Origin of the sequence: Streptomyces coelicoflavus (assembly GCF_045041415.1) — a bacterium.
Lineage (GTDB): Bacteria > Actinomycetota > Actinomycetes > Streptomycetales > Streptomycetaceae > Streptomyces > Streptomyces coelicoflavus.
In genome coordinates this window covers 1,012,870-1,025,669 of the sequence record NZ_CP108218.1, presented here as the reverse complement: position 1 = coordinate 1,025,669, position 12,800 = coordinate 1,012,870, and the positions used below count along the sequence as shown (strand labels likewise).

Genomic DNA, 12,800 nt, shown 5'->3' with positions numbered 1-12,800 from the left:
GGGCACCCCTGCTCAGGGGCGCCCGGGGCATCACGGCTCAGGGGTACTGGACGACCTTCGACGGCACGGTGTCCGTCCCCGACGTGGGCGCGCCCGTGTCGTTGATGACGCACTCGTACTGCCCCTGGCCGCCCAGCGACACCACGAGCAGCCCGTGGAAGCGCACCCCGGAGCGGTTCGGCGCGGCGAAGCCGTGGTGCTGCACGATGGACGGGTTCACGTTGTAGTAGCAGTAGCTGCCCAGGCCCCAGCCCTCGTGCTCGGTGACGTCGTCGCCGACCTTGTAGGCGGCGTAGCCCTTGATCGAGCCGTTCTGGATCGCGGCCTGGTCGGGGGCGTCGTACGCCTTCTCGTTCTGGAAGAAGACCGTGCGGCCGCGCTCGCCGTTCCACTGCACGTCGTACTTGTTGAAGTGCTCGACGAACAGGCCGGTGATCAGTACGTCGTCGCCGTTCACGACCACGCCGTAGTCGGCGCGGTTGGTCTCCCAGCCGACGCCGTCGCCGTGGTCGGCGCGCCACACCCAGGTGTGGTCGACGATCGTGTGCCGGCTGTTGACGACCAGGCTGGTGGTCGCCTTGCCGGGACCCGCACCGCCGATCCGGACGAACACGTCCTGCACGGTGGTCGGGTTGGCCGAGTGGTCCGCGGACGCGCCCTCGGGCCCGACCTCCAGCAGCGTCGCGGAGTTGACCGGCCCCGCGTCGACGAGGAATCCGGCGAGTCGTACGCCGTCCACGTCGGCGACCCTCAACGCGGTGACACCGTTGTCGGGGATGAGCGTGGCGTAGCCGAGACCGAGGACGACCGTGCCCGCGCGCTTGACGTCGACGGTCCGGTCGACGTGGTAGATCCCCGGGGTCAGCAGCAGGTGCAGGCCCTCCTCCAGCGCCTGGTTGAGGGTGGCCGCCGAGTCCTCCGGCCTGGCCACGTAGAACTGGGACAGCGGCAGCGAGGTCCCACGCGGGGTGCCGTTGCCCCAGGAGACGCCCCGGGCGCCGGTGCGCTTCTCCGGGAGGAAGACGCGGTACTCGTCGCCCTCGAGGTACAGGAACGGCTTCTCACGGGAGACGGGCGTGGTCTCCAGCGTGGTGTACGGCGGCTCGGGGAAGCTCTGCGCGGGCGCGCCCTCCACGCCGGAGAACACCATGTTCCAGACGGCGTTGAGCCAGCCGCCGACCGAGCTGTCCCGGGTGTACCACTGCTGCTGCGAGTACGGGCCGACCTCGCCGTCGATCCGGCTGTCGGCGATGTAGCCGCCGCTGGCCCAGCCGTAGCCGTCGGGGGCGAGGTTGAGGCCGCCGCGCACGTGCATGCGCCGGAAGGGCGCCGCCTGCGAGACCGCCCAGCGGTTGGTGCCGCTGACCGGGACCAGGGCGAGATTCTCCGCCGAACGCCAGAAGTTCTGCGTGGCGTTGCCGTCGAACCAGCCGGCGTCGACCGTGACGTCGCCGTTGATGGTGGTGTCGTCGGGGGAGAGGCCGAGGCCCGCGATCGAGGTGTAGAAGCCGAGCTGGGCGTTGAGCCCGTTGTAGGTGCCGGGCTTGAACAGCAGCGCGTAACGGCCGGTGCCGAACTGGGCCGACTCCTGCTGCTTGAAGATCTCGTCCAGCCGGCCCTGGATGTTCGCCGTGGACGGGTCGAAGACGATGACGTTCGGCCCCAGATCGCCGCCGCCGGGCAGCGCGCGGGGTCCGGCGGCGGCGGAGCCGGCGGACGTCGCGGCGGAAGCAGGGGACGGTGCGGCGGAGGCGGTTCCCGCGCCGGCGAGTGAGGCCAGCACGGGTGCCGCCGCGGCCGCCCCGAGGAGGCTGCGGCGGCGCGGCCCGGAGTGCTCGGGCGTAGGGGAGTGCGTGGGGGAAGAGGGCATGGGGGGTGGCTCTCCTTGTTCGGGAAGTGAACGCAGTGGGGGTGGGGGAGCGCTCTCTGGGAGTGCACTCTTCATCCGTCCGCACGGACACGTCAAGAGTTGCGACCGCTTCTCGTGCGCTGTGTTCAACAAGTGGGGACGCGGGCCGTGTTGGCGTGCCGGATGTCGAGTCCGTCGAATCCCTTGACACCCACCCCTCGTGCCCTCAACACTCCGATTTGGGAGAGCGCTCTCCGAGAATTTCCCCGACCTTCTCAGGAGGTCTCCATGCCACGGAGATCGAAAGTTCTGTCCGGCGCCCTCGTCGCGAGCGCGTTACTGCTGACCTCGATCGGCATCGGCACGGTCGCCGCCAACGCGGACACCCCTGCCGCGTCCGCCCCGGCCCACGCCGCGTACTCCGGACACACCATGGCGGTCTCGACCGCCGCCTCGCCCGAGGACCCGGACGGTGACGGCTACATCCCCGCGAACCCGCCGGTCACCGGTGTCACCCCGTCCACGCAGGAGCCGCCGCACCGCTACTTCCACGAGTTCCAGGCCAACTGCTCGGTCAGTCACACCGCACCCGACGACCCGATCGTCTTCCCGCAGCAGCCCGGCAAGTCCCACGACCACACGTTCATGGGCAACACGACGACCGACGCGTACAGCACCACGGCCTCGCTCGACGCCGGCTCCACCACCTGTCTCGCGCCCGGCGACCGCTCGGGCTACTGGATGCCGACCATGTACGACGGCGACCACCCGGTGCTCCCGGTCGGCCCGCAGACCATCTACTACAAGGCCGGCGTCACCGACTACACCAGCGTGCGGCCCTTCCCGAAGGGACTGCGCTACGTCGTCGCCAGCCCGATGCAGAGCGCCCGGGAATTCCGCGACCACCCCGGGTTCGTCGAGGGCTGGGAGTGCGGCGACAGCTTCTTCAACGTCGACTTCCCGGCCGACTGCCCGGAACGCCAGGACGTGCAGGTCAACATCCGCTTCCAGGCCCCCAGCTGCTGGGACGGCAGGAACCTGGACACGCCGGACCACAAGAGCCACATGGCGTACCCCGTGGTCAACCCCGGGACCAACAACAACATCTGCCCGGCCGACCACCCGGTCGCCCTGCCGATGATCGAGTTCAAGATGGCCTTCCCGGTCAACGGCGACCTCTCCCAGGTGCGACTGGCCAGTGGCGCGAGCTACTCGTGGCACTACGACTTCTTCAACGCCTGGGACGAGCCGACCCTCGCCGCCATGGTCGGCCACTGCATCGTCGGCGGGCTGCAGTGCGACGCGCGCGGCTACGACCAGACCCACCCGGAGGCCGGTGCCGCACTGAACGAGGACTACGAACTGCCCTGACCCGGCCCTCCCCGCCCCTCGGACCGGCCCGGCCGTCCACGCCCCGCCACGGCCGGGCCGCCCTCCTCTCCCCCCCCGCGAACCCGCAGACCGGAGACACACCTTCATGAGTCACACCCCCACGAGTCACACCCCCTTGAGACGACGCCCCGCCCGTAGACTCACCGCCCCCCTGACCGCCGGCCTGCTCACGGTCGGCGCCCTCACCGCCCTCCCCGCGACACAGGCGCACGCCGCCGGCAGCGTCGTGAAGGTCACCGGCAGCCAGGGCGACTGGCAACTGACCGTCGACGGCAGCCCGTACACGGTCAAGGGCCTCACCTGGGGCCCGTCCCCCGCCGACGCCGACCGGTACATGCCCGACCTGGCGTCCATGGGCGTCAACACCATCCGCACCTGGGGCACCGACGCGAGCAGCCGCCCGCTCCTCGACTCCGCCGCCGCCCACGGAGTCAAGGTCGTCGCGGGCTTCTGGCTCCAGCCCGGCGGCGGCCCGGGCAGCGGCGGCTGCGTCGACTACCTGACCGACACCGCGTACAAGGACCAGATGCTCGCCGAGTTCCCGCGCTGGGTGCAGGAGTACAAGGACCACCCCGGCGTCCTGATGTGGAACGTGGGCAACGAGTCTGTGCTCGGCCTCCAGAACTGCTACGGCGGCGACGAGCTGGAGCGCCAGCGCGACGCCTACACCAGCTTCGTCAACGACGTCACCAAGAAGATCCACGCCGTCGACCCGAACCACCCCGTCACCTCGACCGACGCCTGGGTCGGCGCCTGGCCGTACTACAAGAAGAACGCCCCCGACCTCGACCTGTACGCCGTCAACTCCTACGACGCCGTGTGCGACGTGCGCTCCGCGTGGGAACAGGGCGGCTACACCAAGCCGTACATCGTCACCGAGTCCGGACCGGCCGGCGAGTGGGAGGTGCCGGACGACGCCAACGGCGTACCGAGGGAACCCACCGACCAGGCCAAGGCGCAGGGCTACACCGACGCCTGGAACTGCGTCACCGGCCACCAGGGCGTCGCCCTCGGCGCGACTCTGTTCCACTACGGCACCGAGTACGACTTCGGCGGCATCTGGTTCAACCTGCTTCCGGCCGGGCAGAAACGGCTGTCGTACTACGCCGTGAAGCGGGCCTACGGCGGCGACACCTCGCGCGACAACACCCCGCCCGTCGTCTCCGGCTTCGGCGTCGAGGGCGACGCGGGCCAGGTGCAGGCGGGCAAGGACCTGGTCCTGACCGTGCGCGCCGCCGACCCGGACGGTGACCCGATCGCGTACGAGGTGCTGGCCAGCAGCAACTACATCGACCAGAGCAAGCAGTTGACCCCGCTGCCCTTCACCGACCTCGGCGGCGGACGCCTCAGGGTGACCGCCCCCGACCGGCCCGGCGTCTGGAAGCTGTACGTCAAGGCCACCGACGGCAAGGGCAACGTCGGCGTGGAGACCCTCTCGGCGCGGGTCGTGCCGCCCGCCGTCGACGGCACCAACGTCGCCCTCGGTAGACCGGCCACCGCCTCCTCCTTCCAGCCGAGCTACGGCGACTGCCCCTGCACCGCCGCCAACGCCGTCGACGGCAACCCGGACACCCGGTGGGCCAGCGACTGGAGCGATCCGCAGTGGCTCCAGGTGGACCTGGGCACGCGCACCGCCTTCCGGCACGTCCAGCTGTACTGGGAGGCCTCGTACGCCAGGGCCTACACCGTCCAGACCTCCGACGACGGGCAGAACTGGCGGACCGTGTCCACGGTGACCGACGGCAACGGCGGCGTCGACACCCTCGACGTGACCGGTACCGGCCGCTACGTACGCGTCAACGGGACGGCACGCGGCACGGGTTACGGCTACTCGCTGTACGAGTTCGGCGTCTACAGCTGACGTCGCGGGGACGACGAGACGAGAGGAGGTCGCCCAGGTGGGGGCGAGCGACGAAGAGATCGACCGGCTGCTCGGCAAACTGACTCCGAGCGCCCGCGCGCTGCTGCTGACCGGCGCCACGACCTGGCGTACGCAGGCGGAACCGGCGGTGGGCCTGCGGAAGTTGGTGATGTCGGACGGCCCGGCGGGCGTACGGGGCGAGGCCTGGGACGAGCGGATCACCTCCGTCCTGCTGCCCTCGGCCTCGGCGCTCGCCGCCACCTGGGACGAGGCCCTCGTCGAACGCCTCGGCGGTCTGCTCGCCGCCGAGGCCCGGCGCAAGGGGGTGGACGTCCTCCTCGCCCCGACCCTGAACCTGCACCGCAGTCCGCTGGGCGGCCGGCACTTCGAGTGCCTCTCCGAGGATCCCGAGCTCACCGGCCGTATCGGTGCCGCGCTGATCCGGGGTGTCCAGGCCCACGGTGTGGCGGCCACCGCCAAGCACTACGTGGCCAACGACTCCGAGACCGACCGCCTCACCGTCGACGTACGGGTGGGTGAACGGGCGCTGCGGGAGGTCTACCTCGCGCCCTTCGAGGCGGCGGTGGCGGCCGGGGTGCGGCTCGTCATGGCGGGGTACAACGCGGTCAACGGCACCACCATGACCGCGCACGCCCTGCTCACCGACCCGTTGAAGAGCGAGTGGGGCTTCGACGGCGTCGTCGTCTCCGACTGGGGAGCCGTGCGCGACACCGTGGACACGGGCCGCGCCGGCCTCGACCTCGCCATGCCGGGACCCGACGGGCCCTGGGGCGAGGCGCTGGCCCGGGCGGTGACCGACGGCGACGTGCCCGAGGCGGCCGTCGACGACAAGGCACGGCGATTGCTGCGGCTCGCGGCCTGGTTGGGCGCGCTGGGCGGCCAGGACTCGCCCCGGCCACTGCCGACGGGCGAGCCGCGCGGCACCCAACGCCTCTCGGCCCGCGCGCCGTCAGCCACCCGCGACGCGCTCCGGCCGCTGACGACGGACGCCCCGCGTGCCGCGGAGCGCCCGCCTGCTGCGGAACACTCGCCTGCTGCGGAACGCCCGTCGGCCCGCGCGGCGTCAGCCACCCGTGACGTCCGGGCCCTGGTCCGCCGCGCCGTCGCCGCCGGCACCGTCCTGCTCGCCAACAGGGACGTCCTGCCCCTGGACGCCGAGCGCCTCGGGACGGTCGCCGTGATCGGCGCCCGCGCCGCGCGGACCCGCACCCAGGGCGGCGGCAGCGCGGGCGTCTTCCCGGGGGAGGAGGTGTCCGTCCTCGACGGCATCCGGGCCGCCCTGCGCGGCCGGGCCCGAGTCGTCCACGTCCCGGGCCCCCGACCCGACGGCCCCGCACCCCCACTGGACCAGGAGACCTGCACCGACCCGCGCTCCGGCCTGCCCGGCGTCCTGCTGCGGATGCTCGACGCGGACGGCCGCGAGCTGTACGCCGAACGGCGTCTGGACGGGCGGCTGCTCGAGCCCCGCCTCGTGCCGGGCGCGCACACCGTCGAGATCGGCGCCCGGGTGCGCCCCCGCATCGCGGGCCGCTGGACCCTGGGCGTGGCCGGCTTCGGCCGCATGAGCCTGACCCTGGACGGACGCGTCCTCCTGGAGGGCGACTTCCCGCCCGTCACCGACGACCCGGCGGTGGTGCACGTCAACCCGCCCACCCAGTACGCCGGCGCCGACCTCGCGACCGGGCGGGACGCGCTCCTGGTGGCCCGCCGGGAGCTGGCGCCCGGCACCGGCCGGGCGACCGTCGTCGTCGCGGCCCCGCCGGCCCCGGACGTCACCGCGTCACTTGCCGAGGCCGCCCGCGCGGCCACCGAGGCGGACGCGGCCGTCGTGGTCGTCGGCACCACCGAGCACGGGGAGTCGGAGGGCTACGACCGCACGGACCTGGCGCTCGGCGCAACCCAGGACGCGCTGGTCCGCGCCGTGGCGGCCGCCAACCCGCGCACCGTCGCCGTCGTCAACAGCGGCGGCCCGGTGGAGCTGCCCTGGCGGGAGCGGGTGGGCGCGGTCCTGCTGGCCTGGTTCCCCGGACAGGAGGGCGGTGCCGGACTCGCCGACGTGATCTTCGGGCGCGCCGAGCCGGGCGGACGGCTGCCCACCACCTGGCCGGCCGCCCTCGCCGACGCCCCGGTCACCCGCACCCGCCCGGACGGCGGCCGCCTCGCCTACGACGAGGGACTGCACCTCGGATACCGGGGCTGGCTGCGCCACCGGCACACGCCCGCCTACTGGTTCGGCCACGGACTCGGCTACACCACCTGGGCCTACGACGAGTTGACCGCCCCGACGACGGCGACGGCGACGGTGGGGTCGGTGCCGGGGGACGACCTCACCGTGCGCGTCCGGGTGCGCAACACCGGTGCGCGGGCGGGCCGGGAGGTCGTGCAGGTGTACCTCGCGCGGCCCGCCTCGGCGCTCGACCGTCCCGTACGGTGGCTCGCCGGGTACGCGGCGGTGCGGGCACGCCCGGGGGAGGCGGTGACGGCGACGGTGCGGGTCCCGGCGCGGGCGCTGTGCCACTGGTCGGTGGCGGAGCACGCCTGGCGCACGGAGACGGGGCACTGGTGGGTGTTGGCCGGGAGGTCGGCGGGGGACGTGCCGCTGGCCGCTGACCTGGAGGTGGTGCGGGCGCCCGACGAGTGAGGCAGGGGAGCGCCCACCACGCGGAGAGCGCTCTACCACCCGCCGGACCTCGACGGTTAGGGTGCGGGGATGAGCAGACAGGCCCCGACCCTCGAGGACGTGGCCCGGGAGGCCGGCGTCTCCCGGGCCACCGTCTCGCGGGTGGTCAACGGCGTCCGCAACGTCGACCCGGCCATCCAGGACCTGGTCCGCCGGGCCATCGAACGCACCGGGTACGCGCCCAACCAGGCCGCCAGGCAACTGGTCACCCGGCGCACCACGACCGTCGCCCTGGTCGTCTCGGGCGCGGGCGACGCCTCGGACACGGAGCAGAACGCGTTCGCCACGCGGGTGTTCGCCGACCCGTTCTTCGGCCGCGTCGTCGGCGGCGTGGTCGGTCACCTCCGGCCGCGCCGGATGCATCCGGTGCTGATGTTCGCCGAGACGCCCGAGGCCAGGCAGGAGGTCGTGGCGTACCTCAGACAGGGCGGCGCGGACGGTGCGCTGGTGGTGTCCACGCACCCCGACGACCCGCTGCCCGCACTGCTCGCCGGCGCGGGACTGCCCGCGGTGCTCTTCGCCCGTCCGGGCCGCCCCGTGCCGCTCAGCTACGTCGACCTCGCCCACCGCGACGGGGGCCGGCTCGCCGCCGAGCACCTGCTGGAGCGGGGCTGCCGTCGGATAGCCACCGTCGCGGGCCCGCTGGCGGTGGCGGCCAGCCAGGAACGCCTGGCCGGCTTCCGTGACACCCTGGCGCGGCACGGACACCCCTACGTACCGGTGACCGAGGGCGGCTTCACCGTGGACAGCGGCATGGCCGCGATGACGGCGCTGCTCGCCGAGCACCCCGACACCGACGGCGTGTTCACCGCCAACGACCTGATGGCCCAGGGCGCCGTCCAGGCGCTGCGCGACCACGGACGCCGGGTGCCGCAGGACGTCGCGGTCGTCGGCTTCGACGACTCCAGCGTGGCCGTCACCTGCCGGCCCCGGCTGACCACGGTCCGGCAGCCGGTGGAGGAGATGGCGGCCACCATGGCACGCCTCCTCGACGACCACATCAAGGGCGCACGCACCGCACCCACGTCGGTGATCTTCGACCCGGAGCTGGTGGTGCGGGACTCGGCGTAGCGGCCCGGGGCCCGGTGTCAGGGACGTTGCCCCGCCAGCCTCCCCCCGAGGGCCGCCCGCCACGCGGGCGCCGGTGCGGGCGAGTCGGCCGGCACCCGCCGCCCGCCGCGGGCGAAGAACGCCGCCAGCGGCAGGGTCGCGGCGCCCACCGTCACCGCGTCGGGGCCCAGACGGCCCAGCGCGATGCCCACCCGTCCGGCCGGGTGCCGCAGGGCGTGGGCCAGGGTGTGGGCCCGCACGGACTCCAGGAAGGCCGGGCCGAGCTGGAGCCCCGCCCAGCCGCCCACCAGGATCCGCTCGGGCTGGAAGAGATTGACGAGGTCGGCCAGCCCCGCGCCCAGGTACTCGGCGGTCTCCGCGAGGACCTCCGCCGCCACCGGGTCGGGTGCGCCCCCGCCCCCGGGCCGGGCGGCGGACAGCAGGGCGGTGAGCGCGGCCTCCTCGTCGGCGCCGGGCGGCGGCTGACCGCCCGCCTCCCGCCACCGCGCGAGCAGCGCCTCCGCACCGGCGTACGCCTCCAGGCACCCCCGCGCCCCGCACCGGCACCGCCGCCCCCGCACCTGTACGGTCAGGTGCCCCCACTCCACCGCACGCCCCTGCTCCACCTCGTCGGTGACGACGCACGCGCCGACCCCGGAACCGAAGAGCACCACCACGGCGTTGCGGGCACCGCGTCCGCCGCCGAACCACATCTCGGCCTGCCCCAGCGTCCTGGCGCCGTTCTCGATGAACAGCGGCACGTGTCCGGGCAGCCGGCCCGAGCCGCGCAGCAGCGCCTCCAGCGGGACCGCGTCCCAGCCGACGGTCTGGCCGTGCACCAGAGTGCCCGCGGCGGTGCGCTCGACGATGCCGGGGACACCGATGCCGACGCCCAGCAGCTCACCGGCCCCCCGGGCGGTGCCGTCGGCGCCGAGCACCTCCGCGACGCCGTCGAGGATGTGCCCGGCGACGACGCCGACGTCGTAGGAGCGCGAGCCGTGTCCGGGCAGTACGCGCTCCGTGCGCGCCAGTTCGGACATCGAGAGGTCGAACAGCTCGACGCGGACGCGGGTCTCGCCGACGTCGACGCCGACGAGGCGTCCCCGGTCCGCCGCGACGCGGACCAGGGTGCGCGTGCGGCCGCCGTCCGCGCCGAGGCTGCCCGCCTCCTCGACCAGCCCGTCGGCCATCAGCTCCGCGACGACGTTGCTGACGGACCCCGAACTCAGGCCCGCCGCCGAGCCCAGCGCGAGCCGGCTCATCGGCCCGTCGAAATACAACCGTTGCAGAACGGCGCTGCGGCTCTCCCGCCGCAGGTCACGGACCGTGCGCCCGCCGTGCCTGGCCATCAGGCCCCCTTCTTTCCCGCCCCCGCACGCCCCTCGAACGTGCGCGGGACCTTGACGAGTCTTTCTCTCGGGGTTTAACTCACGTCCTAAATTAAGCCATGAGGGGCCTCGGGAAGGAAACAACCGAGGCCGCCGTCGGGACACTTCCCGACCGACTCCCGGAAGGAACCCAGGAGCCATGCGCAGCATCCGAGCCGCGGCCGTAGGCGCCGTCACCCTGTCTCTCGCACTCGCCGCCACGGCCTGCGGAGGAGGCTCCTCCTCGGGCGGCGGATCCAACGACTCGCCGAAGGAACTCACCTACTGGGCCTCCAACCAGGGCGCCAGCGTCGAGGTCGACAAGAAGGTCCTCCAGCCCGAACTCGACAAGTTCGAGAAGGAGACCGGCATCAAGGTGAAGCTGGAGGTCGTGCCCTGGTCCGACCTGCTGAACCGCATCCTCACCGCCACCACCTCCGGACAGGGCCCCGACGTCCTGAACATCGGCAACACCTGGAGCGCCTCCCTCCAGGCGACCGGCGCCCTGCTGCCCTGGGACGCCAAGAACTTCGAGAAGATCGGCGGCGAGGACCGCTTCGTCGACTCCGCGCTCGGCTCCACCGGCGTCGAGGGCCAGGACCCGGCCGCGGTCCCGCTGTACTCGATGGCCTACGCGCTCTACTACAACAAGCAGATGTTCGCCGACGCCGGCGTCACCAAGCCCCCGGCCACCTGGGACGAGCTGGTGGCGACCGGCAAGAAGATCTCCAAGGACGGCAAGTGGGCTCTCGGCGCCGAGGGCTCCAACCTGTCCAACAACATCCACCAGGTCTTCGTCCTCGCCAAGCAGCACGGCGCCGACTTCTTCACCGCGGACGGCAAGCCCGACTTCACCTCCGACGGCGCCGTCGCCGCCGTGAAGCAGTACGTCGACCTGATGGCCGAGGACAAGGTCATCGCGCCCGGCAACGCCGAGTACGCGCAGAACCAGTCCCTCAGCGACTTCGCCAAGGGCAAGACCGCCATGGTGCTGTGGCAGACCGCCTCCGCCACCTTCAAGACCATGGGCATGAAGGACGACGAGTGGGGCGTCGCCCCCGCCCCCGTCCCGTCCGGCACTCCGGGCGCCGGCAAGGCCACCAACTCCATGGTCGCCGGCATCAACATGGCCGTCTTCAAGAACAGCGACAACCTCGACGGTGCCACGAAGTTCGTGAAGTTCATGACCAGCGACGCCGAACAGAAGCTCCTCAACAAGGCGTACGGCTCCATCCCGCCGGTCAAGGCCGCCCAGTCCGACCCGGCGTTCAACACCCAGGGCACCGCCGTCCTGCGCGAGACCCTCGCCACCAGCGCCGCGGCCCTGCCCCAGGTCCCCGACGAGTCGCAGTTCGAGACCGCGGTCGGCACCGCCGTCAAGGAACTCTTCGCCGACGCCGCGAACGGGCGCGAGGTGACCACCGAGTCCGTCAAGGAGAAGCTCGCCAAGGCCCAGCAGCAGATGCCCAACAAGTGAGCGCCCGGACCTTCGCCTTCGAACCGGCCCCACCGACTCCGACACGGACACGGACCTCGCCATGACCACCACGACCGCAGCGGCGCAGCCCGGCGAGCGGACGGTCGGCAAGAGCTCCCCCGGGACGGCGCGCGGACCCCGCCGCCGTCCCGGGCGGATCCGCCGCATCGGCCTGCCCTACCTGCTGCTCCTGCCGGCCCTGCTCCTCGAACTCCTCGTCCACCTGGTGCCGATGGTCATCGGCATCGTGATGAGCTTCAAGGAACTCACCCAGTTCTACATCCGCGACTGGACCACCGCCCCGTGGACCGGGCTCGACAACTTCACCATGTCGGTGGACTTCGACGCCCCCGTCGGCGAGGCGCTGCTCCACTCCTTCCTCGTCACCTGCGCCTTCACGATCCTCTCCGTCGGCCTGTGCTGGCTGATCGGCACCGCCGCCGCGATCTGCATGCAGGACGCCTTCCGCGGCCGTGGCCTGCTCCGCGCGATCTTCCTGGTGCCGTACGCCCTGCCGGTCTACGCCGCCGTCATCACCTGGGCGTTCATGTTCCAGCACGACAACGGCCTGGTGAACCACGTCCTGCACGACCAGCTGGGCCTCACCGACAAGCCCTCCTTCTGGCTGATCGGCGACAACAGCTTCGTCGCGCTGCTCGTCGTATCGGTGTGGAAGGGCTGGCCGTTCGCCTTCCTCATCGTCATGGCCGGCCTCCAGAACATCCCCAAGGAGCTGTACGAGGCCGCAGCCCTGGACGGCGCCGGCGTCTGGCAGCAGATCCGCCGGATCACCCTGCCGTCGCTGCGCCCCGTCAACCAGGTCCTCGTCCTGGTGCTGTTCCTGTGGACGTTCAACGACTTCAACACGCCGTTCGTCCTGTTCGGCAAGGCGGCGCCGGAGGCCGCCGACCTGATCTCCATCCACATCTACCAGTCGTCGTTCGTCACCTGGAACTTCGGCGCCGGCTCCGCGATGTCGGTCCTGCTGCTGCTCTTCCTGCTGCTGGTGACGGGCGTGTACCTGTTCGTGACCTCCCGGGCCACCAGGACCCCACGGGCACCGCGGAAGCACGAGGAAGGGAAGACGGCCGATGTCTAGGTCC

General features: G+C 72.4%; 8 protein-coding genes. 6 read left to right on the top strand and 2 right to left on the bottom strand.

Annotation, left to right across the window (positions count from 1 at the left end):
* Nucleotides 1-37: 37 nt before the first annotated feature.
* Entirely contained in the window at nt 38-1,870 is a 1,833-nt protein-coding gene (locus OHA99_RS04630) for a coagulation factor 5/8 type domain-containing protein (RefSeq protein WP_153176971.1), read from the bottom strand.
* A 267-nt stretch (nt 1,871-2,137) separates the two neighbouring features.
* Between OHA99_RS04630 and OHA99_RS04625 the strand changes: the two genes are divergently transcribed.
* The 4 genes from OHA99_RS04625 (at nt 2,138) to OHA99_RS04610 (ending at nt 8,874) form a co-directional block, all read left to right on the top strand.
* Nucleotides 2,138-3,220 carry a DUF1996 domain-containing protein gene (locus OHA99_RS04625; protein WP_153176970.1) on the top strand — a complete coding sequence of 361 codons (1,083 nt, stop codon included), beginning with the start codon at nt 2,138-2,140 and terminating at the stop codon, nt 3,218-3,220.
* Between the two features lie 106 nt (nt 3,221-3,326).
* Nucleotides 3,327-5,102 carry a discoidin domain-containing protein gene (locus OHA99_RS04620; RefSeq protein ID WP_405694257.1) on the top strand — a complete coding sequence of 592 codons (1,776 nt, stop codon included), beginning with the start codon at nt 3,327-3,329 and terminating at the stop codon, nt 5,100-5,102.
* 37 nt (nt 5,103-5,139) lie between these two features.
* The gene (locus OHA99_RS04615; protein ID WP_405694254.1) at nt 5,140-7,764 is read left to right on the top strand and encodes a glycoside hydrolase family 3 C-terminal domain-containing protein; all 2,625 of its coding nucleotides are present in this window, start codon (nt 5,140-5,142) and stop codon (nt 7,762-7,764) included.
* 69 nt (nt 7,765-7,833) lie between these two features.
* Entirely contained in the window at nt 7,834-8,874 is a 1,041-nt protein-coding gene (locus tag OHA99_RS04610) for a LacI family DNA-binding transcriptional regulator (protein WP_153176967.1), read from the top strand.
* Nucleotides 8,875-8,891: 17 nt separating this feature from the next.
* On the opposite strand, the gene OHA99_RS04605 is transcribed toward OHA99_RS04610, so the two are convergent.
* Entirely contained in the window at nt 8,892-10,202 is a 1,311-nt protein-coding gene (locus OHA99_RS04605; protein WP_405694251.1) for an ROK family protein, read from the bottom strand.
* Nucleotides 10,203-10,380: 178 nt separating this feature from the next.
* Here OHA99_RS04605 and OHA99_RS04600 point away from each other — a divergent pair, with 178 nt between their 5' ends.
* Entirely contained in the window at nt 10,381-11,697 is a 1,317-nt protein-coding gene (locus OHA99_RS04600) for an ABC transporter substrate-binding protein (protein WP_405694248.1), read from the top strand.
* Nucleotides 11,698-11,758: 61 nt separating this feature from the next.
* Nucleotides 11,759-12,796, top strand: coding sequence for a carbohydrate ABC transporter permease (locus tag OHA99_RS04595; RefSeq protein ID WP_153176964.1), 1,038 nt, complete (start codon nt 11,759-11,761; stop codon nt 12,794-12,796).
* Nucleotides 12,797-12,800: the final 4 nt, after the last annotated feature.